The 22,807-nt window shown below is 60.7% G+C and carries 18 protein-coding genes and 5 tRNA genes; 16 read left to right on the top strand and 7 right to left on the bottom strand.

Annotation, left to right across the window (positions count from 1 at the left end):
- Positions 1-267: 267 nt before the first annotated feature.
- Entirely contained in the window at positions 268-1,785 is a 1,518-nt protein-coding gene (locus EQV97_RS25615) for a nucleobase:cation symporter-2 family protein (protein WP_122838195.1), read from the top strand.
- A gap of 90 nt (positions 1,786-1,875) precedes the next feature.
- Here EQV97_RS25615 and EQV97_RS25620 read toward each other — a convergent pair.
- Positions 1,876-1,951, bottom strand: a tRNA-Asn gene (locus EQV97_RS25620).
- A 227-nt stretch (positions 1,952-2,178) separates the two neighbouring features.
- Between EQV97_RS25620 and EQV97_RS25625 the strand changes: the two genes are divergently transcribed.
- On the top strand, positions 2,179-2,409 hold the full coding sequence (locus tag EQV97_RS25625; RefSeq protein WP_045057788.1) for a hypothetical protein: 231 nt from the start codon (positions 2,179-2,181) through the stop codon (positions 2,407-2,409).
- On the opposite strand, the gene EQV97_RS25630 is transcribed toward EQV97_RS25625, so the two are convergent.
- Positions 2,406-2,615 (bottom strand): hypothetical protein, encoded by a 210-nt coding sequence (locus tag EQV97_RS25630; RefSeq protein ID WP_045057781.1) that lies wholly within the window; start codon positions 2,613-2,615, stop codon positions 2,406-2,408. The two genes, EQV97_RS25625 and EQV97_RS25630, sit on opposite strands and share 4 nt — an antisense overlap.
- A 235-nt stretch (positions 2,616-2,850) precedes the next feature.
- Complete coding sequence (locus tag EQV97_RS25635; protein WP_240890300.1) at positions 2,851-4,047, bottom strand: amino acid aminotransferase; 1,197 nt, start codon at positions 4,045-4,047, stop codon at positions 2,851-2,853.
- A 350-nt stretch (positions 4,048-4,397) separates the two neighbouring features.
- On the opposite strand from EQV97_RS25635, the gene uvrB reads away from it, so the two are divergent.
- Positions 4,398-6,413: an excinuclease ABC subunit UvrB gene (uvrB, locus tag EQV97_RS25640; RefSeq protein WP_240890301.1), complete on the top strand. Its 2,016-nt coding sequence runs from the start codon at positions 4,398-4,400 to the stop codon at positions 6,411-6,413.
- Positions 6,414-6,552: 139 nt separating this feature from the next.
- On the opposite strand, the gene EQV97_RS25645 is transcribed toward uvrB, so the two are convergent.
- Together EQV97_RS25645 and EQV97_RS25650 are read right to left on the bottom strand one after the other, a co-directional pair.
- On the bottom strand, positions 6,553-8,103 hold the full coding sequence (locus tag EQV97_RS25645) for an MDR family MFS transporter (RefSeq protein ID WP_240890302.1): 1,551 nt from the start codon (positions 8,101-8,103) through the stop codon (positions 6,553-6,555).
- Positions 8,093-9,142 (bottom strand): HlyD family secretion protein, encoded by a 1,050-nt coding sequence (locus EQV97_RS25650; RefSeq protein WP_240890303.1) that lies wholly within the window; start codon positions 9,140-9,142, stop codon positions 8,093-8,095. The genes EQV97_RS25645 and EQV97_RS25650 overlap by 11 nt, the downstream gene beginning before the upstream one ends.
- 218 nt (positions 9,143-9,360) lie before the next feature.
- On the opposite strand from EQV97_RS25650, the gene gltX reads away from it, so the two are divergent.
- From gltX to EQV97_RS25700, 10 genes are all read left to right on the top strand, one after another.
- Positions 9,361-10,842, top strand: a complete 1,482-nt coding sequence (gene gltX, locus EQV97_RS25655) for a glutamate--tRNA ligase (RefSeq protein ID WP_240890304.1) — start codon at positions 9,361-9,363, stop codon at positions 10,840-10,842.
- A gap of 248 nt (positions 10,843-11,090) precedes the next feature.
- Positions 11,091-11,166: transfer RNA gene (locus tag EQV97_RS25660), tRNA-Ala, on the top strand.
- 79 nt (positions 11,167-11,245) lie between these two features.
- A tRNA-Glu gene (locus tag EQV97_RS25665) sits at positions 11,246-11,321 on the top strand.
- Positions 11,322-11,374: 53 nt separating this feature from the next.
- Positions 11,375-11,450: transfer RNA gene (locus EQV97_RS25670), tRNA-Ala, on the top strand.
- An 80-nt stretch (positions 11,451-11,530) separates the two neighbouring features.
- Positions 11,531-11,606: transfer RNA gene (locus tag EQV97_RS25675), tRNA-Glu, on the top strand.
- A 184-nt stretch (positions 11,607-11,790) separates the two neighbouring features.
- Positions 11,791-12,330, top strand: a complete 540-nt coding sequence (locus EQV97_RS25680) for a TetR/AcrR family transcriptional regulator (protein WP_122838200.1) — start codon at positions 11,791-11,793, stop codon at positions 12,328-12,330.
- A gap of 31 nt (positions 12,331-12,361) precedes the next feature.
- Positions 12,362-13,195, top strand: coding sequence for an alpha/beta fold hydrolase (locus tag EQV97_RS25685; protein WP_225570596.1), 834 nt, complete (start codon positions 12,362-12,364; stop codon positions 13,193-13,195).
- Positions 13,196-13,239: 44 nt separating this feature from the next.
- A complete protein-coding gene (locus EQV97_RS25690) occupies positions 13,240-13,677 on the top strand; it encodes a thioesterase family protein (protein WP_122838202.1) in 438 nt (145 codons plus the stop codon).
- Between the two features lie 195 nt (positions 13,678-13,872).
- Positions 13,873-14,832: a tRNA-dihydrouridine synthase gene (locus tag EQV97_RS25695; RefSeq protein WP_122838203.1), complete on the top strand. Its 960-nt coding sequence runs from the start codon at positions 13,873-13,875 to the stop codon at positions 14,830-14,832.
- Positions 14,833-14,953: 121 nt separating this feature from the next.
- The gene (locus EQV97_RS25700; RefSeq protein WP_122838204.1) at positions 14,954-15,400 is read left to right on the top strand and encodes an Hsp20 family protein; all 447 of its coding nucleotides are present in this window, start codon (positions 14,954-14,956) and stop codon (positions 15,398-15,400) included.
- Positions 15,401-15,454: 54 nt separating this feature from the next.
- Here EQV97_RS25700 and EQV97_RS25705 read toward each other — a convergent pair whose 3' ends face one another.
- Entirely contained in the window at positions 15,455-18,733 is a 3,279-nt protein-coding gene (locus tag EQV97_RS25705) for an EAL domain-containing protein (RefSeq protein ID WP_122838205.1), read from the bottom strand.
- A gap of 66 nt (positions 18,734-18,799) precedes the next feature.
- Positions 18,800-19,690 carry a LysR family transcriptional regulator gene (locus tag EQV97_RS25710; RefSeq protein WP_122838206.1) on the bottom strand — a complete coding sequence of 297 codons (891 nt, stop codon included), beginning with the start codon at positions 19,688-19,690 and terminating at the stop codon, positions 18,800-18,802.
- Positions 19,691-19,837: 147 nt separating this feature from the next.
- Between EQV97_RS25710 and leuC the strand changes: the two genes are divergently transcribed.
- From leuC to EQV97_RS25725, 3 genes are all read left to right on the top strand, one after another.
- The gene (gene leuC / locus EQV97_RS25715; protein ID WP_122838207.1) at positions 19,838-21,256 is read left to right on the top strand and encodes a 3-isopropylmalate dehydratase large subunit; all 1,419 of its coding nucleotides are present in this window, start codon (positions 19,838-19,840) and stop codon (positions 21,254-21,256) included.
- A gap of 11 nt (positions 21,257-21,267) precedes the next feature.
- On the top strand, positions 21,268-21,912 hold the full coding sequence (leuD, locus tag EQV97_RS25720) for a 3-isopropylmalate dehydratase small subunit (protein ID WP_225570592.1): 645 nt from the start codon (positions 21,268-21,270) through the stop codon (positions 21,910-21,912).
- A gap of 114 nt (positions 21,913-22,026) precedes the next feature.
- Entirely contained in the window at positions 22,027-22,794 is a 768-nt protein-coding gene (locus EQV97_RS25725) for a class I SAM-dependent methyltransferase (protein ID WP_122838209.1), read from the top strand.
- The last annotated feature ends 13 nt before the right edge of the window (positions 22,795-22,807 follow it).

Consider the following 22,807-nt stretch of genomic DNA (forward strand, 5'->3'; position numbering starts at 1 on the left):
AGCGAGCTGATCGCCTTGAGGGACCGGCTCAGGTTTTGAGCACTCGCGGGATCTCGTTCAACGCCTGAAAGCTAAAAAACAGCGGGGGCGAGAGGGCTGTCAGGCGAAAAATAGTGAAGGAATTTTCTGGTGGAGCCCAGTGCAAACACGGGTGGCGTGGACGTGTGTCCATAATCTGACTGGTGAGTTGTATACAACTCTATAGACATTTGTCCTGAGTCTTGCATACAGTGTGCGCATAACAAAAAACCAGGGAACCCCCCAATCATGAAAACGCCCCATGTTTCACACCAACGGCCTGAGGATGAAAACCTTGGGATCGGCGCGAATATGGCTTATGGCCTGCAACACGTTCTGACCATGTACGGTGGCATTGTTGCGGTGCCGTTGATTATCGGACAGGCGGCCGGGCTGTCGCCGGCGGACATCGGTTTGTTGATTGCTGCGTCACTGTTTGCAGGGGGCCTGGCAACGTTGCTGCAGACCCTTGGTTTACCGTTTTTTGGCTGCCAGTTGCCGCTGGTCCAGGGCGTCTCGTTTTCCGGCGTCGCGACCATGGTGGCGATTGTCAGCAGCGGCGGGGAGGGCGGATTCCAGTCGATCCTGGGGGCGGTGATTGCCGCGTCGTTGATCGGGTTACTGATAACCCCGGTGTTCTCGCGTATCACCAAGTTTTTCCCGCCGCTGGTGACCGGCATCGTGATCACCACCATCGGCCTGACGCTGATGCCGGTGGCCGCGCGCTGGGCCATGGGGGGTAACAGTCACGCGCCTGACTTCGGCAGTATGGCCAACATCGGTTTGGCGGCAGTGACGCTGGTGCTGGTACTGCTGCTGAGCAAGGTCGGCAGCGCGACCATCTCCCGCTTGTCGATCCTGCTGGCCATGGTGATCGGCACGGTCATCGCGGTGTTCCTTGGCATGGCAGATTTCTCGTCCGTGACCCAGGGCCCGATGTTCGGTTTCCCGACACCGTTCCACTTCGGTATGCCGACGTTCCACTTCGCCGCGATCCTGTCGATGTGCATCGTGGTCATGGTGACGCTGGTGGAAACCTCGGCCGACATTCTCGCCGTGGGCGAAATCATCGAGACCAAAGTCGACTCCAAGCGCCTGGGCAACGGTCTGCGCGCTGACATGCTGTCGAGCATGATCGCGCCGATCTTTGGCTCGTTCACCCAAAGCGCATTCGCCCAGAACGTCGGGCTGGTGGCGGTGACCGGAATCAAGAGTCGCTTCGTGGTAGCGACGGGCGGGTTGTTTCTGGTGATCCTCGGCCTGCTGCCCTTCATGGGGCGGGTGATTGCCGCAGTGCCGACCTCTGTGCTCGGTGGTGCCGGTATTGTGCTGTTCGGCACTGTGGCGGCCAGTGGCATTCGGACGCTGTCCAAGGTTGATTACCGCAACAACGTCAACCTGATCATCGTCGCCACCTCGATCGGTTTCGGCATGATCCCCATCGCTGCGCCCAACTTCTATGACCAGTTTCCGAGCTGGTTCGCGACCATCTTCCACTCGGGCATCAGCTCGTCGGCGATCATGGCCATCGTACTCAACCTGGCGTTCAACCACCTGACGGCGGGCAACTCCGACCAGCAGTCGGTGTTCGCAGCGGGTACCGAGCGGGTGTTGCGTTATCAGGACCTTGCCGCACTGCGTGAAGGCGATTACTTCAGCGACGGCAAGCTGCACGACTGCGATGGCAAGGAGATCCCGGTGGTGGAGGTTGACCATGGGCATGGAGAACCGCGACCGGTGCAGGCCAAGACGGGTGAGCATGTCTGAATAATGCAGGAGCTCGCTCCTGCAACAGACTGAAGCCCACAAAAAAGCCCCTGAATCTTTCGATTCAGGGGCTTTTCAGTTCTTGCTGTCTGGCTCCACGACCTGGACTCGAACCAGGGACCCAGTGATTAACAGTCACTTGCTCTACCAACTGAGCTATCGCGGAATGGCGTGTATGTTACTGATTCAAAAAGAGAAGTCAAGCACCTGTGGTTAAATTCGACAATTCGTCGAGACCCGCAGTGGTTTTTCCGGTTTTGGCGGTTACCAGAATCCCCTCAGGGGTCTACCATGGCCGTCCGGAAGTGGTTACACGCGCTGCCGGCCATTCGCCGAAAAGGTACGCGCCATGAATCACCCAGTTTTCACCTGTCCAGCCAACGGGGTGTTCGCATGAGCATCGCCCAGATCAGCCTGCCAAAAGGCGTTGGCCCACACGCTGAAAAGCTGTTCGACGCCATCACCCAGGCCAGCACCGCCGAAGAATTGAATCGTGCGGGCGGCAAGGCCGAAGGTTTCGTCCTAGGCCTGGAAAGCACCAAGGCCATCAAGAGCCAGGTCGCCGAATCGCTCTACGTCGCTTATGACGATGCGGCCAGCCAGCGGGCCGGCGAACTGGTTTAACCGCCGAAGGTAAAAGTGCCAAGCATCAGCTTGCCATACACCATCGTCACCGCCAGTTGCACCAGCCACAGGGCCAGGCCGCCAAGAAACACCCCGGCGGCCACTTGCAGCACCAGGTTGTTGCCGCGTTTGGCCGCAGGGCGAGGGACGAAGTGGTCCAGTTCATCCAGGTCATCGCGCTCGGCGCGCAGGTCATCATTTTTCATCTACGTTCTCGCAGGAATTCAGGCTGTACACAAAGCTGTAGGAGCTGCCGAGTGCAACGAGGCTGCGATCTTCTGATCTTGATTGTAAAAGGGTCAAAAGATCCCAGCCTCGTTGCACTCGGCAGCTCCTACGGTTAGTTGATATCTGATGCAGTCTAGAGGTTTCGAGCCGCATTCTTCAGACAAATAAAAACGGGAAGCCCAAAGGCTTCCCGTTTTTCGTCAACAAGCCGAATCAGATCACCTGAACGATGGCATCCGTGACTGCCTTGATGTTGCTCTGGTTCAGCGCCGCAACGCAGATGCGGCCCGTGTCCAGCGCGTAGATGCCGAACTCGTTGCGCAAGCGGTGAACCTGTTCGGTGGTCAGGCCGGAGTAGGAGAACATGCCGCGCTGGCGACCGACGAAGCTGAAGTCACGCTGCGGCGCTTTTTCCGCCAGCAGGTCGACCATCTGGGTGCGCATGCCGCGAATGCGCAGGCGCATCTCAGCCAGCTCCTCTTCCCACTGCGCGCGCAGCTCAGGGCTGTTCAGTACAGCAGCGACGATGCTTGCACCGTGGGTCGGCGGGTTGGAGTAGTTGGTGCGGATCACGCGCTTGACCTGCGACAGCACTCGCGCGCTTTCTTCTTTCGACTCGCTGACGATCGACAGGGCGCCAACGCGCTCGCCGTACAGCGAGAACGACTTGGAGAAAGAGCTGGAGACGAAGAAGGTCAGGCCCGATTCAGCGAACAGGCGCACGGCCGCCGCATCTTCGTCGATGCCGTCGCCAAAGCCCTGGTAGGCCATGTCGAGGAATGGCACGTGGCCTTTGGATTTGACTACGTCGAGCACGTTTTTCCAGTCCGCCGGGCTCAGGTCCACGCCGGTCGGGTTGTGGCAGCAGGCGTGCAGTACGACGATCGAGCCGGACGGCAGGGCGTTGAGGTCTTCCAGCAGGCCGCTGCGGTTAACGTCGTGGGTCGCGGCGTCGTAGTAGCGATAGTTCTGCACCGGGAAGCCGGCGGTTTCGAACAGCGCGCGGTGGTTTTCCCAGCTTGGGTCACTGATCGCCACGACGGCGTCGGGCAGCAGCTGCTTGAGGAAGTCGGCACCGATTTTCAGTGCACCTGTGCCGCCGACGGCCTGGGTGGTCAGAACACGGCCAGCGGCGATCAGTGGCGAATCGTTGCCAAACAGGAGTTTTTGCACGGCCTGGTCGTAGGCTGCGATGCCGTCGATTGGCAGGTAGCCACGGGACGCGTGTTGAGCGACGCGAATCGTCTCGGCTTCGACAACGGCGCGCAGGAGTGGAATTCGCCCCTCCTCGTTGCAGTAAACACCGACCCCCAGGTTGACCTTGGTGGTGCGTGTATCGGCGTTGAATGCTTCGTTGAGGCCCAGGATTGGATCGCGTGGTGCCATTTCGACAGCGGAGAACAGGCTCATTTTTGCGGCGGCTCTGAATGGGGAGTGGAGGGACGTGTCGCGCTCCAGCCGAATGCACTAGAGCGGTGCACAAACGGGGAGCTAGTATAGAGGCCATCAACGAGTGAAGGCGACAGACGATTCGGCTTTTCCTGTAAGTTTTTTGCATTATTTTTCGACCGTTAGTCGCACTGCGTCGTCAAAGACCCAGAGTGATGTAGGACGTTTGCCTTGAAAGCGCAGGCAATCGGCTCCACATTGAGCACAATCCAGTTTTTTCCTCGGGCGGCGTCAGTCGTTTGCGGCTTTTCTCGTTCCCGCCGGTTTAACCTGCAGGCGCGATTCCCTGCTTCGAGAACCCAGAGGTATGCATGTCTGAATTCCAGCTAGTCACCCGCTTCGAGCCCGCCGGCGATCAGCCGGAAGCCATCCGCCTGATGGTTGAAGGCATCGAGGCCGGGCTGGCGCACCAGACGTTGCTCGGTGTGACCGGCTCGGGCAAGACCTTCAGCATCGCCAACGTCATTGCCCAGGTTCAGCGCCCGACCCTGGTGCTGGCGCCGAACAAAACCCTGGCCGCGCAGTTGTATGGCGAATTCAAGGCGTTTTTCCCCAACAACGCCGTCGAGTATTTCGTTTCCTACTACGACTACTACCAGCCCGAAGCCTATGTGCCGTCCTCGGATACCTTTATCGAGAAGGACGCTTCGATCAACGACCACATCGAGCAGATGCGACTGTCGGCGACCAAGGCCCTGCTGGAACGCAAGGACGCGATCATCGTGACGACGGTGTCGTGCATCTACGGCCTGGGCAGCCCCGAAACCTATTTGAAGATGGTGTTGCACGTGGATCGCGGCGACAAGCTGGATCAGCGCGCCTTGCTGCGCCGCCTGGCGGACCTGCAATACACCCGCAACGACATGGATTTCGCCCGGGCGACATTTCGGGTTCGCGGCGACGTGATCGATATCCATCCGGCGGAATCGGACTTTGAAGCGATCCGCATCGAGCTGTTCGATGACGAAGTCGAGCGGATTTCCGCGTTCGATCCGCTGACTGGCGAGGTGACGCGCCAGCTGCCGCGATTCACCTTCTATCCGAAGAGCCACTACGTGACCCCGAGAGAAACCCTGCTCGGCGCCATCGAGGGGATCAAGGTCGAACTGCAGGAACGCCTGGAATACCTGCGCTCCAACAACAAGCTGGTGGAAGCCCAGCGCCTTGAGCAGCGCACGCGTTTTGACCTGGAGATGATTCTCGAGCTGGGCTACTGCAACGGTATCGAAAACTACTCGCGCTACCTGTCCGGTCGTGCTTCCGGCGAGGCGCCGCCGACCTTGTTCGATTACCTGCCGGCCGATGCGTTGCTGGTGATCGACGAATCCCATGTCAGCGTGCCCCAGGTGGGGGCCATGTATAAGGGTGACCGTTCGCGCAAGGAAACCCTGGTGGAGTACGGCTTCCGCCTGCCATCGGCCCTGGATAACCGGCCGATGCGCTTCGACGAATTCGAACACATCAGCCCGCAAACCATTTTCGTCTCCGCGACGCCTGGCAACTATGAGGCCGAACATGCGGGGCGGGTGGTCGAGCAACTGGTGCGGCCGACCGGCCTGGTGGACCCGCAGATCGAAATCCGTCCGGCGCTGACCCAGGTCGACGATTTGCTGTCGGAAATCTCCAAGCGTGTCGCGCTGGAAGAGCGGGTGCTGGTCACGACTTTGACCAAGCGCATGTCCGAGGACTTGACCGACTACCTCGCCGATCACGGTGTACGCGTTCGTTACCTGCACTCGGACATCGACACGGTGGAGCGCGTGGAAATCATCCGCGACCTGCGGCTGGGGACGTTTGACGTGTTGGTGGGGATCAACTTGCTGCGAGAAGGCCTGGACATGCCGGAGGTCTCCCTGGTGGCGATTCTTGACGCGGACAAGGAAGGTTTCCTGCGGTCCGAGCGGTCGCTGATCCAGACCATCGGCCGCGCGGCGCGTAACCTCAATGGCCGGGCGATCCTGTATGCGGACCGCATCACCGGATCCATGGAGCGGGCGATCGGCGAGACCGAGCGTCGCCGGGACAAGCAGATAGCCTTCAACCTGGCCAACGGCATCACGCCCAAAGGGGTGTTCAAGGACGTTGCCGACATCATGGAAGGTGCCACTGTGCCAGGTTCGCGCAGCAAGAAGCGCAAGGGCATGGCCAAGGCCGCCGAGGAAAGCGCCAAGTACGAAGCCGAACTGCGCTCACCGGGCGAAGTGGCCAAGCGGATCAAGGCGCTGGAGGAAAAAATGTACGCCTTGGCGCGGGATCTCGAGTTCGAGGCTGCGGCGCAGATGCGCGATGAGATTGGCAAGCTGCGCGAGCGCCTGATCACTGTTTGAGGTGTGCGGTGCCTGACTGGCCTGATCGCGGGCAAGCCCGCTCCCACAGGTTTTGTGTCGATCCACAAATCCTGCGAACGGCTCTAAATCTTGTGGGAGCGGGCTTGCCCGCGATGAGGTCAGTCGCCGCACTACAAAATCAATGCGCCTCCCCAGCCTTGATCCCCGCCGGCAATGCCTTGGTCAGCAACACCGCAATCATGCTGATCCCCAGCGCAATCCCGACAAAGTGAAACGCATCGTTGTACGCCATGATCGAGGCCTGCTGATGCGCGATCTCGCTCAGTTTGCCCAAGGCCGCCGTCTCGCTGCCAAATCGATCCGTCATCGACGCCATGCGCTCCGCCACCTGCGGGTTGGTCGGTACGATCGCCTCGCGCAAATAATCGAAGTAGGTCTTGGTTCGCGCATCCAGCAATGTGGCGAGGAGGGCGATGCCAATCGCGCCGCCCAGGTTGCGCAGGATGTTGAACAGGCTCGACGCCGACCCCGCATCCTGGGGCAGGATGTAGGCGGTGGCGATCAGTGAAATGGTGACCATGATCAGCGGCTGGCCCAAGGCGCGAATGATCTGGATCTGATTGAACTGCGGCCCGGCAAAATCCGGATTCAACACCCCCGATGAGAAGCTCGCCAGCCCGAACAGCCCGAAACCCAGCGTGCACAGCCATTTGGGTGAGATGTACTTCATCAGTTTTGGCACCAGCGGAATCAGAAACAGCTGGGGCACACCCATCCACATGATCACTTCGCCGATCTGCAGGGCGTTGTAGTTCTGGATCTGCGCCAGGTACAACGGCAGCAGGTAAATCGAGCCATACAAGCCCACCCCCATGCCCAGGCTGGAAATGCTCGACAGGCCAAAATTGCGATTGCGCAGGATGCCCAGGTTGATCAGGGGGTTGGGCCTGGATACCTGCACGATCACAAAGGTGATCAGGCTGATCAGCGCGATGCTGCCCAGGGTCACGATCAGGCTCGATTCCAGCCAGTCCTTGCGATGGCCTTCTTCAAGAAAAACCTGCAGGCAACCAAGGCCGACGCCCAGGGTGAGAATGCCCATGTAGTCGGTGCTTTTGAGCAGTTCCCAATGCGCCGCTTTTTTCTCCAGGCCGTACATCAGCCCGGCAATCATGATCAGGCCGGGGGGGATGTTGATGTAGAAGATGTATTCCCAGCCCCAGTTTTCCGTCAGCCAGCCGCCCAGCGTCGGGCCAATGGAGGGCGCGAAGGTGGCGGTCATGGCAAACATGGCCATGCCCTTGGCGCGATGGTGTTCGGGGAGTTTGATCAGGGTCAGGGTGAACGCCAGCGGAATCAGTGCGCCGCCGGTGAAGCCCTGCAAGGCGCGGAACACGATCATGCTTTCCAGGCTCCAGGCCATGGAGCACAGCAGCGAAGCCCCCAGGAAACCCAGCGAGACCCAGACCGCCAGGCGACGTGCTGACAGCAACTGCACCAACCACGCCGTCAGCGGGATCATGATGATTTCCGCGACCAGATAGGACGTGGAAATCCACGAGCCTTCTTCCAGGGTCGCCGAGAGTGCGCCCTGGATGTCCTTGAGTGAGGAGTTGGTGATCTGGATATCGAGCACGGCCATGAAGGCGCCGAGCATCACGCTCATGACCGCAATCCAGTCCCGCCGCGTCGGCTCGCCGACCGGGCGGATCAGTGGGTCACCGGCCATCGTCAGGGGCGTCTTTGATGTTCACTTTGGCGGTGACCGACATCCCCGGACGAATCTTGCCGTGCAGCGGGTTATCCACGGCGAAGGTCAGTTTGACCGGGATCCGTTGTACGACTTTGGTGAAGTTGCCGGTGGCATTGTCCGGTGGCAGCAGGCTGAATTGCGCCCCGGAGGCAGCAAACAGGCTGTCGACCCGCGCTTCAATCGGCGTATCGCTGTAGGCGTCGAAGGTCAACTCGGCCTTCTGCCCTGGCTGCATGTGGCCGATCTGGGTTTCCTTGAAGTTGGCCTGGATCCAGATGTCCTGGTCCGGCACGATCGACAGCAGGTACGCGCCGGCCTGCACGTATTGGCCGTTGCGCGCGGCGCGCTGGCCGATCAGGCCGCTGATGGGCGCGTGGATCTCGCTGCGGGTCAGGTTCAGCTCGGCCTGGGCCAGATCGGTCCGGGCATTGGCGATCATCGCATCCAGGCGCTTGATTTCGGCGCTCAGGGAGTTGACCTGCTGGCGCTGGCTCTGGGCATCCGCCTGGGCCTTGGTCACTTGGGAGCGGGCAATATGGTTGTCGGCGGAGAGGGTGGTCACCCGTTCTTCTGATACGTAGCCGGGTTTGCGCAAGGTTTCGGCGCGGGACAAATCGATTTGCGAACGGCTGAGGCTGGCCTGGCTGGAGGCCACCTGCGCCTCGCTGGCCGCAATCAGGCTGGCCTGTTGCGTGAGTTTGCTCTGGGCTTGCAGGCGCTCGGCCTGGCGGGTTGCAAGGGCGGCGTTGGCGCGGTCGACGGCCAGGTGGAAATCATCACCTTCGAGTTTGACCAGCAGCTGGCCTTTTTCAACGTGCTGGTTGTCCTGTACCAGAACCTGATCGATGCGCGCACCCAGCTGGCTCGACACGCGGGTGATCTCGCCCTGCACATAGGCGTTGTCGGTGCTCTCGTAAAAGCGCCCTTTGAAAAACCAATGAGCAAAAAATGCCCCGGCGATGAGCAGGACGAGCAACAGGAAAATAAACAGGCGACGCTTGAGTTGGGCAGGCATGGGCAGACTGTAGTCGAGAAATTGTAAGGAAAGGTATCAGCAGACAAATCTGGCATACAGCCGATAAACGGTAAATGCCGACCGTTGATATTCGGCCATTCACGGGTGCAAAGCGCGTTGCAGACGCAAACTTGGCTTAAATGCCCTGCTCACTGGAGCCGGGCCGGTGTCGCCTGTTACCATTCGCCCTTTGTTTTATCTTCATTTCGAGACTTGCCATGACCACCGTCCGCACTCGCATCGCGCCATCGCCTACCGGGGATCCCCACGTAGGTACCGCTTACATCGCATTGTTCAACTACTGCTTTGCCAAGCAGCACGGCGGTGAGTTCATCCTGCGGATCGAAGACACCGACCAATTGCGTTCGACCCGCGAGTCCGAGCAGCAGATTTTCGACGCCCTGCGCTGGTTGGGCATCGACTGGAGCGAAGGCCCGGACGTTGGCGGCCCGCACGGTCCTTACCGGCAGAGCGAACGTGGCGAGATCTACCAGAAGTACTGCCAGCAGCTGGTGGAAATGGGCCACGCTTTCCCGTGCTTCTGCACCGCCGAAGAGCTGGAACAGATGCGCGCCGAACAACAGGCCCGCGGCGAAACCCCGCGCTACGATGGGCGTGCGCTGCTGCTGCCTGCGGAAGAAGTGGCCCGTCGTCTGGCCGCTGGCGAGCCGCACGTTATTCGCATGAAGGTGCCGAGCGAAGGCGTGTGCGTGGTGCCGGACATGCTGCGTGGCGACGTCGAGATCCCTTGGGATCGCATGGACATGCAGGTGCTGATGAAGACCGACGGCCTGCCGACCTACTTCCTGGCCAACGTGGTCGACGATCACCTGATGGGCATCACCCACGTGCTGCGCGGCGAAGAATGGCTGCCATCGGCGCCCAAGCTGATCCTGCTCTACGAGTACTTCGGCTGGGAACAACCGGAGCTGTGCTACATGCCGCTGCTGCGTAACCCGGACAAGAGCAAGCTGTCCAAGCGCAAGAACCCGACCTCGGTGACGTTCTACGAGCGCATGGGCTTCATGCCCGAGGCGATGCTCAACTACCTGGGGCGCATGGGCTGGTCGATGCCGGATGAGCGCGAGAAGTTCTCGCTGCAGGAAATGGTCGACAACTTCGACCTCAAGCGCGTCTCCCTGGGCGGGCCGATCTTCGATATCGAGAAGCTCTCCTGGCTCAACGGCCAGTGGCTGCGTGACCTGCCGGTGGACGAGTTCGCCTCGCGTCTGCAGACCTGGGCGTTGAACCCTGAATACATGATGAAAATCGCGCCGCACGTGCAGGGCCGCGTTGAAACCTTCAGTCAGGTCGCACCGCTGGCCGGGTTCTTCTTCGCCGGTGGGGTCAACCCGGACGCTAAGCTGTTCGAGTCGAAGAAGCTGTCCGGCGATCAGGTGCGTCAGTTGATGCAGTTGATTTTGTGGAAGCTCGAAAGCCTGCGTCAGTGGGAGAAGGACAGCATTACCGCGACGATCCAGGCGGTGGTCGAATCCCTGGAGTTGAAACTGCGTGACGCCATGCCGCTGATGTTCGCCGCGATCACCGGGCAAGCAAGCTCGGTCTCGGTGCTCGACGCCATGGAGATTCTCGGGCCGGACCTGACCCGTTTCCGCCTGCGCCAGGCCATCGATTTGCTCGGTGGCGTGTCGAAGAAGGAAAACAAGGAGTGGGAAAAGCTCCTGGGCAATATCGCCTGATTACGGGCAGCGCCTAAAAAGATCGCAGGCTGCGCCAGCTCCTACAGTTGAAATGCAATCCTGTAGGAGCTGCCGAAGGCTCGGGCCGCGATCGGACGATTTTTTGATCTGGCTGTTGCCAGCACCCCCATTTTCCGGGGGAGAGCGGTAAGTGATTGTTATCCCGGCAAAAAACTTTGAAATATTTTAAAAATAAGTTTGACAGCCTTTCGATCCGCCATTAAGATTCGCCCCGTCCTCAGCGATGAGGGGCTATAGCTCAGCTGGGAGAGCGCTTGCATGGCATGCAAGAGGTCGACGGTTCGATCCCGTCTAGCTCCACCAATTTACACTTCAAGGTCTGGCCACGCCGGCCTTGAAGCGATCAACACTCAGCGTTGATCTGTTGTATAGAAGGGTTTGCGTCCCCTTCGTCTAGTGGCCTAGGACACCGCCCTTTCACGGCGGTAACAGGGGTTCGAGTCCCCTAGGGGACGCCAGTTTTACAGAAGTGATGTTGCAAGATGTCACTCCGCCGCGAGGCGAAAAATCCGGGGCTTTAGCTCAGCTGGGAGAGCGCCTGCATGGCATGCAGGAGGTCAGCGGTTCGATCCCGCTAAGCTCCACCAATTTTACAGTTCAAGGTCTGGCCACACCGGCCTTGAATCGATCAGTACTCAGCACTGATCAGTTGTATAGAAGGTTTTGCGTCCCCTTCGTCTAGTGGCCTAGGACACCGCCCTTTCACGGCGGTAACAGGGGTTCGAGTCCCCTAGGGGACGCCACGATTACCCGCTCTGCGGGATTTTATAAGGGTCATTCAATTATTGAATGGCCCTTTTGTTTGTCTGGCGTTTGGCCAAATCCCCCTCTCTACCTCAAACTGATCTTCAGACCAGCGGTCACATCCACGACTTGCGGAAAATTATTATGAGAATAATATTCTAGTCGTAATATTCGGAGGCAACGATGAACGATAAAAAAGCTCAAACCCGCGAACGCATTCTCAAGGCCGCCAGTGCAGCGCTGATCCAGCGCGGCCCGGCCGAACCGAGCGTGGGCGAAGTGATGGGCGCAGCCGGCCTGACGGTTGGCGGCTTCTATGCGCACTTCGAAAGCAAGGACGCCATGATGCTGGAAGCGTTCAAGCAGTTGCTGGGCCACCGTCGTGGCCTGATCGCCGACATGGACGCCGAACTGACCGGCGAAGAACGCCGCGCCCTGGTGGCCGCGTTCTACCTGTCACGCAAGCACCGCGATTCGTCTGACTCCGCGTGCCCAATCCCCGCGTCCGTCGGCGAGTTGGGCCGGCTGCCCGACGAATTTCGGGTGGCCTTGAACGAGCACGTGGAAATGATGGTCGCGCAGTTGGCGGCCAGCCCGGAAGAAACCGACAAGGCCCTGGCCGACATGGCCTTGATGGTGGGTGGCCTGGCACTGGCGCGGGCGCTGGGGCCAGGAGAATTATCCGATCGACTGTTGCGCGCCGCCAAATCGGCGGTGCTATGACCTGAAGGCCTGGGCCTGGGGAGTGAGAGCGATGAGCGGGTTAAAGTGGGTTCGTGGCGTCAACGGCACTTTGGGCTGGTTTGCCCCTCAACTGGTCGCGAGCAAGATGCGACTGGCGTTCATGACTCCGCGAGAGCTGCCCCCGCGGGATTGGGAGCTGCCCTTGCTGGCCAGGTCGGAGCGCATCACCTTGCGCTTCGGTCTCTCGGCACTGCGCTGGGGACAAGGGCCGACGGTCTTGCTGATGCATGGTTGGGAAGGGCGCCCAACCCAGTTCGCCAGCCTGATCAACGCACTGGTGGACGCCGGCTACACCGTGGTCGCCCTCGACGGTCCCGCCCACGGGCGCTCTCCGGGCAGCGAAGCGAATGTCGTCCTGTTCGCCCGCGCCATGCTTGAAGCCGCCGCGGAGCTGCCGCCGCTGCAAGCCGTGATCGGCCACTCCATGGGCGGCGCCAGTGCGATGCTCGCCGTGCAGTTGGGCCTGCGTACCGAAACCCTGGTGACCATTGCCGCTCCGTCGCGAATACTCGGGGTTTTGCGCGGATTTGCCCGGTATGTGGGCCTGCCGCCCAAGGCCCGGTCGGCGTTCATTCGCCAGGTCGAGCAAGACGTCGGCATGCGCGCCGCGACGCTGGATGTCGCGCACTACCAGCTCGATATGCCCGGGCTGATCGTGCATGCCGAAGATGACCGTCTGGTCTCGGTCAAGGAGTCCCAGCTGATCAACGACGCCTGGTTCGACAGCCGTCTGCTGCGCCTTGAAGAAGGCGGTCATCAGCGGGTGCTGGCCGACCCACGGGTCATTGATGGCGTGCTGTCACTGCTGGCTGGCCGCAGTCTGCAATCGCGCCAATCGGCCTGAGCATCCGTTACACTGCCCAGGTGACTATCTGACTGGAGTGGGGCATGGGCTGGGATCGGGCAACGCCGTTTATCATTGACCTGGAAGTGGGCGCCGAGGACATCGACGGGCTGGGGCACGCGAACAACGCGGTGTATGTCACCTGGCTCGAACGCTGCGCCTGGCGCCACTCCCAGCGCCTGGGCCTGGACCTGGTCGAGTATCGGCGCCTGGACCGGGCAATGGCAGTGGTGCGGCACGAGATCGATTACCTGGCCGCCGCCTACGAAGGCGACGGCTTGCAATTGGCGACCTGGATCGTCGACTGGGACCAACGCCTGAAAATGACCCGGCACTTCCAGCTCAAGCGCCCGAGCGACAACACCACGCTGCTGCGTGCGCAGACCACTTTCGTGTGCATCGAACTTTCCACGGGCAAGCCCAAGCGCATGCCGGCGGAGTTCATCGAAGGTTATGGTCCGGCGTTGCAAGTCGCGATCTAAGCGACCCCTTCGCGGGCAAGCCACGCTCCCACATGTCTAGGGTCGTTCATCTTTTGTGTGAACGACGCAAGACCTGTGGGAGCGCGGCTTGCCCGCGAAAGCGTCGGCACAATCAACACCGTCCGGCCCGACGAAATACCTTCTCTCAGCCGAAACCAGTAAACTGCCGCACGTTTTTCGTAGAGTGTGTTTTTCATGCAAATTGCCTTGGCGCCCATGGAGGGGTTGGTCGACAACATCCTGCGGGACGTGCTCACTCGTGTCGGTGGTATCGATTGGTGTGTGACCGAGTTCATCCGCATCAACGACCAACTGCTCACGCCTGCCTATTTCCACAAGTTCGGCCCTGAATTGCTGACCGGAGCGCGCACGGCCTCTGGCGTGCCGCTGCGCGTGCAATTGCTCGGCTCGGACCCGGTGTGCCTGGCAGAAAATGCCGCACTGGCCTGCGAATTGGGTTCCGAGGTGATCGACCTGAACTTCGGCTGCCCGGCCAAGACCGTGAACAAGTCCCGCGGTGGCGCGGTATTGCTCAAGGAGCCGGAACTGCTCAACCAGATCGTCGAGCACGTGCGCCGCGCGGTGCCGGCACACATTCCTGTGACCGCAAAAATGCGCCTGGGCTTCGACAGCCCCGACGGCGCGCTGGTCTGCGCCACGGCCCTGGCCGAAGGTGGGGCGGCGCATATCGTCGTGCATGCGCGCACCAAGACCGATGGCTACAAGCCTCCGGCCCACTGGGAGTGGATCCCGCGGGTGCAAGAAGTGGTCAAGGTGCCGGTGTTTGCCAACGGCGATATCTGGGATGTCCAGGACTGGCGTCGTTGCCGCGAAATCAGCGGCGTCGAAGACATCATGCTCGGTCGCGGCCTTGTCTCGCGCCCGGACCTGGCGCGGCAAATCGCGGCGGCGCGGGCGGGTGAAGAGGTCGTCGAAATGACCTGGGCCGAGCTGTTGCCGTTGATCCAGGACTTCTGGCTGCAAGCCAAGGCGCAAATGACGCCACGCCAATCGCCGGGGCGATTGAAGCAGTGGCTGGCAATGCTGACCCGCAATTATCCCGAAGCGGTCGAGCTGTTTACGGTGCTGCGCCGCGAGACAGAGCTGGATAATGTCTCGCGTTTACTGGGGCTTCAGGTGTCCGAAGCGGCCTGAAAAAAATCTTCGGATAATCTCTTGAAATGCAATCAGCGGTCCCTATCTAAGGGGTACGCGATGCCGAATTCGGGTCGCGGAGACATAAAACCTTGCTGATTGTTTTCAGGAGATTTGAATCATGAGTACTGCATTTTCCCTGGCCCCACTGTTCCGCTCCTCGGTAGGCTTCGACCGTTTTAACGACCTGTTCGAAACCGCCCTGCGTAATGAGCCAGGCAGCACCTATCCGCCCTACAACGTGGAAAAACACGGTGACGACCAATACCGCATTGTGGTCGCCGCAGCCGGTTTCCAGGAAGAAGACCTGGACCTGCAAGTCGAGAAGGGCGTGCTGACCATCAGTGGTGGCAAACGCGACGCTACCGAAGGCGTGACCTTCCTGCACCAGGGCATCGCCCAACGTGCTTTCAAGCTGTCGTTCCGCCTGGCGGATCACATCGAAATCAAGGCCGCTGACCTGCGTAACGGGTTACTGAGCATTGATTTGCTGCGGGTGATTCCGGAGGAGGCGAAAGCCAAACGCATCCCGATCAACGGGATGGAACAGCCGGCTTTGCAGCACTAAGGCCGAGCAATGAAAAGGGCGCCATTGGCGCCCTTTTTTATGCGCGTTCAGCGGCTATTGCAGGAGTTTTTGGAAGGCTTCCACCGGCAACGGCCGGCTGTGCAGATACCCTTGGTAAAAATAACACCCCAGTCCCTGCAGAAATTCCAGCTGCTCCAGGGTTTCCACCCCCTCGGCGATCACCTTCAACCCCAGGCTGCGCGCCATGGCGACGATGGCACGGATGATTTCGGCGTCGTTGGGGTCGGTAGTGGCGTCGCGGATGAAGGACTGATCGATTTTCAGGGTGTCGACCGGCAGGCGCTTGAGGTAGGTCAGGGACGAGTAGCCGGTGCCAAAATCGTCCATGGCGAAGCTCACGCCGAGTTTTTTCAGGCGGCACATCTTGCTGATGGTGTCCTCCAGGTTCTGGATGACGATGCCTTCGGTGATTTCCAGTTTCAGCAGCGAGCAGGGCAGGCCGTGGCTGCGCAGGCTGTGTTCGACGCGTTCGACGAAGTCATTCTGGCGAAATTGGCGCGGGCTGATGTTGACGCACAGGCTGAAGTCGAGCGGGTCGATCAGACCTTCGGCCATCAGGTGCTGGAATGCGCGACAGGCTTCGTCGATGATCCAGTTGCCGACTTCCAGGATCAGTCCGCTGTCCTCCAGCACCTTGATGAACTCGCTGGGTGATTGGGCGCCCAGTTCGGGGTGGCTCCAGCGCACCAGGGCCTCGGCCCCGACGATGCGGTTGTCCCGGGCGTCGATCTGGGGCTGGAAGTGCACGCGAAATTCGTTGCGCGACAGGGCCAGGCGCAGGTCGGTTTCCATCCGCAGGCGTTCGCTGGCGGCCTTTTGCATGGTGTTGTGGTACATCTGCGCGGTATTGCGGCCTGAGTCCTTGGCCCGGTACAGGGCGATGTCGGCGCGCTTGAGCAGGTCGGTGGGGGTCGAGCCGTGGTCGGGAATCAGTGCGATGCCGATGCTGGGCGTGACTTGCAGGCGTTGTCCATCGAGGAACATGGGCTCCGACAGCAGTTCGCGCAGGGTGTCAGCCAGGCTGCGCACCTGGGTGCTGACTTCTTCTCGCGAACCTTCCAGGCCGCTGAGCAGCACCACGAACTCGTCACCCCCCAGGCGTGCCACGGTGTCTTCCATGCGCACGCTGGCTTCGAGGCGCGCGGTGATGATTTTCAGCACGGTGTCGCCCACGGGATGTCCCAGGGAATCATTGATGTGCTTGAAGTGGTCGAGGTCGAGAAACAGCAGGGCGCCGCGCAGGTTGTGGCGCTTGAGCAGGGCGATCTGCTGGCTCAGGCGGTCCATCAGTAATGCGCGGTTGGGCAGGTTGGTCAGGGGGTCGTGATAGGCCAGGTGGCGAATCTGCGCCTCGGCGTTTTTCAGCAGGCTGACGTCCCGCGCGGTCAGCAGCAGGCAGGCGGTTTCGTTGAGGGTGATGGGCTCTACCGACACTTCAACGGTGAGCAACTCGCCGCGCTTGTTGCGCCCGAGCATTTCCTGGTGATGCACCCGGCCGTTGAGCTGCAGCTCGGCCAGCAGTGAGGAGCGCTGTTTCTCCTCGGCCCAGATGCCGACCTGATACACCGTGCGCCCGACGACTTCATCGGCCTGGTAGCCGGTCAGGCGGCAGAAGCCGTCGTTGACCTCCAGGTAGCGTCCGGTGTCGCGCTCGGTGATGGTGATGGCGTCCGGGCTGGAGTGGAACGCCTTGGCAAATTTCTCTTCGCTGGCCTTGAGTGCCGCTTCGGACCGCTGCTGCTGGGTGATGTCGCGCAGGGTGGTGACCACGCAGGGATGGTCGCTGACACTGATCTGGCGGCTGGAAATCACACAGGTGAGCGAATGCCCATCTTTGTGCTGGACCTGGATGGCCACGTTACTCAAGCCCTGTTCGCGGATTACCTGTTCAATGCGGTGCAGGCTTTTCGCCGAGGCGTCCCACAGGCCGATTTCGTCGGCGCTGTGCCCGATCACATCGGTGGCGCTCCAGCCAAATGTCTGGGTGAAGCTGGAGTTGATCTCGATGAACTGGCCGCTGTCCTGGCGAGTGACGCAAATTGGATCGGGGCTGACCTGGAACAGGCTGGCAAATTTCTCTTCCGACGCGACCAGCTGTTGCTCACGCTCCACCTGATCAGTGATGTCGAGCAGGGTGCCGGCCATGCGCAGCGGGGCACCGTTTTCGTCGCGGTACAGCCGCGCGCGGCTTTCCAGGTAGCGCGAGCTGCCGTCGGCCAGTTGCACCCGGTAGGTCAGCTGATAATTGCCTGCCGGGCCCTCGCGCAAGCTGCGGTAGGCGTCGCGCATGCTGCCGCGCTCTTCATCGGGTACGCCTTCGAAAAACTCGTCGAAGGACTCGTGGAAAGGGATTGCCTCCAACCCGTGCAACTGCGCAGCGCGTGCCGAGCCATAGAGCATGCCGCTGGGGATGTGCCAGTCCCAGGTACCCAGTTGCGCCGAATCCAGCGCCAGGTCGAGGCGTTCCTGGCTGTCTTTGAGGGCGTGCTCGGCGGCTTTGCGTTCGGTGGTGTCGAGGAAGGTGCTGAGCAGATAGGGTTGGCCTTCGAGTTCCACCTTCTGCGCGCTGAGAATGCCGTCGTGTATCTGCCCGTTGCTGGCGCGAAACTGCACCTCCATGCTGATGAGTTCACCTTTGGCCTTGGTCGCCTTGACCAGTCGCTCGCGCTGCTCGGGATGCACCCAGAGGCCCAGCTCCAGGGTGGTGCGGCCGATGGCGTTCTGTACCGGCCAGCCGAACAGGCTTTCAAAATACTGGTTGGCCTCGGTGATCAGGCCGTCCTCCTGGCGGGTCAGCAGCACCATGTTCGGGCACAGGTGAAACAGCGTCGCGAAACGTTTCTCCGAGCTGCTCAGGGCCTGTTCGCGCTGGCGCTGGTGGGTGATTTCGCGGATCACGCCGATCATTCGCGGGCGGCCGTCCTTGTCTGGCAGCAGGCTGCCATTGATCTCCAGCCAATGCAGGCTGCCATCGGGCCAGCGAATGCGGTGGTGCATCGCCTGTTCCAGCGGCGCGCCGGCAATCACTGCATGGAAGGCGCGCACGGTTTTTGCCCGGTCTTCCGGCGGCAGCAGGTCGAGGTATTCCAGGTCGGCGGGCAGCGGCGCATGGGGGTCGAAGCCAAACAGCGCCTGGGTACCCCGCGACCAACTGATCTGCCCACGCTCGATGTCCCAATACCAGGCGCCCAGGCGGGCACCGTTGAGGGCCGCCAGCAACTGTGGCGCGCTTTCCCAACTTTGCTCGGACCGTTTGGGGTCCAGCGCCTGGATACGCGGCATCGGCGGAATACGGTCAACAGATTTCGGCATTGGCAAGCCTTGGACTGAATTGGGCGTTAGGCGCTGGGTCTCGCGGCACTATAGGAGTAGCACAAGTTAGCCATGTGTCCCTGGCTGATCGATTTGTGCGTCCAGCAAAGCCATGAAAGCCCGTGCCGCGTTCGACAGCGTCCGTTCTGTGTGCAGGATATAGCCTAGCTGGCGAGTGAGCTGTATGCCCGGCAAAGGGATGCTTGCCACCTGCTCATCAAGCATGGTGCGCGGCAACACGCTCCAGGCCAGGCCGATGGACACCATCATCTTGATGGTTTCGAGGTAGTTGGTGCTCATGGCGATGTTCGGCGTCAGCCCTTGAGCCTCGAACAGGCGCTGGACGATGTGGTGGGTAAAGGTGTTACCGCCGGGGAACACGGCCGGGTGCAGGGCTATGTCTGCCAGGCTCACCGCGCCATTGCTGATCAGCGTGTGTTCCGGCGCGACCACGAAATCCAGCGGGTCGTCCCACACCGGGGTGGCTTTGACCAGGGTGTGAGGTTCGGGGGCCAGGGTGATGACCGCCAGTTCCGCGCGGCCATGGAGGATTTCTTCGTAAGCCACTTCCGAATCGAGGAACTGAATATCCAGCGCTACTTGCGGGTAGCGTCGGGTGAACTCCCTTAATAAAGGCGGCAGGCGGTGCAGGCCGATGTGGTGGCTGGTGGCCAGGGTCAGGCGCCCGCTGACTTCGCCGGTCAGGTTGGTCAGGGCGCGGCGTGTATCGTCCAGCACGTTGAGAATCTGGTAAGCCCGCGGCAACAGGGCGCGGCCAGCTTCGGTCAGGCCCACTTCGCGGCCCAGGCGATCGAACAGCCGCACTTTAAGTTGTTGTTCCAGCCCGGCGATGCGTTTGCTGATCGCCGGTTGCGTCAGGTGCAGTCGTTCGCCCGCGCCAGAGAAGCTACCCGTCTCGGCAATCGCGATAAAAGCATTAAGGTTGGCCAGGTCCATTGCAGTATTCCAGATGGTTATCCAAAGCATAAAAAATATGAATTTGAGTTATTTAATGTAACCCCCTAGGATCGACCTCACAAGCCAAAGGGTTATTGAGTCGTTCAAAACCCGGGGCATAGAAACAAATGATGAGGAAACCGTCTGATGGCCGGCAAAACGCTCTACGACAAGCTCTGGGATTCGCATTTGGTCAAACAGCGCGACGATGGTTCTGCGCTGATCTACATCGACCGTCACATCATCCATGAAGTGACTTCGCCGCAAGCCTTCGAAGGCCTGCGTCTGGCCGGGCGCAAGCCTTGGCGCATCGATGCCAATATCGCGACCCCGGACCATAACGTACCGACCACGCCGGAGCGCAAGGGCGGCATCGAAGCGATTGCTGACCAGGTCTCGCGCCTGCAGGTCCAGACCCTCGACGACAACTGCGATGAATACGGCATTGTCGAGTTCAAGATGAACGACGTGCGCCAAGGCATCGTCCACGTCATTGGCCCGGAGCAGGGTGCCACCTTGCCGGGCATGACGGTGGTCTGCGGCGACTCCCACACCTCGACCCACGGCGCATTCGGTGCTTTGGCTCACGGTATTGGCACTTCCGAGGTCGAGCACGTGCTCGCCACCCAGTGCCTGGTCGCCCAAAAAATGAAGAATATGCTGGTGTTGGTCGAAGGCGAACTGCCGTTCGGCGTGACGGCCAAGGACATCGTGCTCGCCGTGATCGGCAAGATCGGCACGGCCGGCGGTAATGGCCACGCCATCGAGTTCGCTGGCAGCGCGATCCGCGACCTGTCGGTGGAAGGGCGCATGACCATCTGCAACATGTCCATCGAGGCCGGCGCACGCGTGGGCCTGGTGGCGGCGGATGAAAAAACCGTGGCCTACGTCAAGGGCCGTCCATTTGCGCCGAAAGGCGCGGAGTGGGACTTGGCTGTCGAGGCGTGGAAAGACCTGGTGTCTGACGCGGACTCGAAGTTCGACACCGTCGTCGAGCTCGATGCCACGCAGATCAAGCCGCAAGTCAGCTGGGGCACTTCGCCGGAGATGGTCCTGGCCGTTGATCAGAACGTGCCAGACCCGGCTCAGGAACCGGACCTGGTCAAGCGCGGCTCCATCGAGCGCGCCTTGAAATACATGGGCCTCACTGCCAATCAGGCGATTACTGATATCCAGCTGGACCGCGTGTTCATCGGCTCCTGCACCAACTCGCGCATCGAAGATTTGCGCGCCGCTGCCGTGATCGCCAAAGGCCGCAAAGTGGCGTCGACCATCAAGCAGGCCATCGTGGTGCCGGGCTCGGGCCTGGTGAAGGCGCAAGCTGAATCCGAAGGCCTGGACAAGATTTTCCTCGAGGCCGGTTTTGAATGGCGCGAGCCAGGCTGCTCGATGTGCCTGGCGATGAACCCGGACCGTTTGGAGTCGGGCGAGCATTGCGCCTCCACCTCGAACCGCAACTTCGAAGGCCGTCAGGGTGCCGGTGGTCGTACCCACCTGGTGAGCCCGGCCATGGCCGCCGCCGCCGCAGTAAACGGTCGTTTCGTCGACGTCCGTGAATTGATCTAAAGGAGCGCAGAATGAGAGCTTTTACCCAGCACACTGGACTTGTCGCGCCTCTGGATCGTGCCAACGTCGACACCGATCAGATCATCCCGAAGCAGTTCCTCAAGTCGATCAAGCGCACCGGTTTCGGCCCGAACCTGTTCGACGAATGGCGCTACCTGGATGTGGGGCAGCCGTATCAGGACAATTCCAAGCGTCCGTTGAACAAGGACTTCGTGCTTAACGCCGAACGTTATCAGGGCGCCAGTGTATTGCTGGCCCGCGAGAACTTCGGTTGCGGCTCCAGCCGTGAACACGCGCCGTGGGCCCTGGAAGAATATGGCTTTCGCAGCATCATCGCGCCGAGCTACGCCGACATTTTCTTCAACAACAGCTTCAAGAATGGCTTGTTGCCGATCATCTTGAGTGACGCTGAAGTCGATGAGCTTTTCCAGCAGGTTGAAGCCAGCCCTGGGTACCAGTTGCAGGTTGATCTGCAAGCGCAGACGGTGACTCGCCCGGATGGCAAGGTGCTGAGCTTCGAGATCGATGCGTTCCGCAAGCATTGCCTGCTCAATGGCCTGGACGATATTGGCCTGACGTTGATGGACCACGAGGCAATTGCGTCGTTTGAAGCCAAGCACCGCGCGAGCCAGCCTTGGTTGTTTCGCGACGCCTGATGTTTTGAGGTGACCGTTGAAAAGATCGCAGCCTTCGGCGAGGCGTACACCCGTAGGAGCTGCCGAAGGCTGCGATCTTTTGATCTTGAAACTACAACCCAACAGGAATTTCCCATGACCCGCACCGCCCAGCACAGCCAGGTAGTCCAGAAGCAATTCGGTGAACAGGCCTCGGCCTATCTGAGCAGCGCCGTCCACGCGCAAGGCACTGAATTCGCTCTGCTACAGGCTGAACTGGCGGGGCAGGGCAACGCCCGCGTGCTGGACCTGGGTTGCGGCGCCGGTCACGTGAGTTTTCACGTGGCGTCGCTGGTCAAGGAAGTGGTGGCTTACGACCTGTCCCAACAGATGCTTGATGTGGTCGCCGCAGCCGCCGTTGACCGTGGATTGAGCAATGTCACCACGGTCAATGGTGCCGCCGAGCGCCTGCCGTTTGCCGATGGCGAGTTCGAATTCGTCTTCAGTCGGTACTCGGCGCACCATTGGAGCGATCTTGGTGTGGCGTTGCGGGAAGTTCGGAGGGTGCTGAAACCGGGTGGCGTGGCCGCGTTCATCGATGTGTTGTCACCGGGCAGCCCGTTGTTCGACACTTACCTGCAAAGCGTTGAAGTGCTGCGCGACACCAGCCATGTGCGCGATTATTCCGCCGGCGAGTGGTTGCGCCAGGTCAGCGAGGCAGGATTGCACACCCGCAGCACCACGCGTCAACGCCTGCGGCTGGAATACAGCAGCTGGGTCGAGCGCATGCGCACACCCCAGGTGATGCGCGCCGCGATCCGCGAGTTGCAGCAGGCGATGGGCAGCGAGGTGCGCGAGTATTTCGAGATTGAGGCCGATGGTTCGTTCAGCACCGATGTGCTGGTGCTGTTCGCCGAAAAATGAGTCACGCAACGAT

This window comes from Pseudomonas sp. TMW22090, from assembly GCF_022496665.1.
In the GTDB taxonomy this organism is placed as follows: Bacteria; Pseudomonadota; Gammaproteobacteria; order Pseudomonadales; family Pseudomonadaceae; genus Aquipseudomonas; species Aquipseudomonas gregormendelii.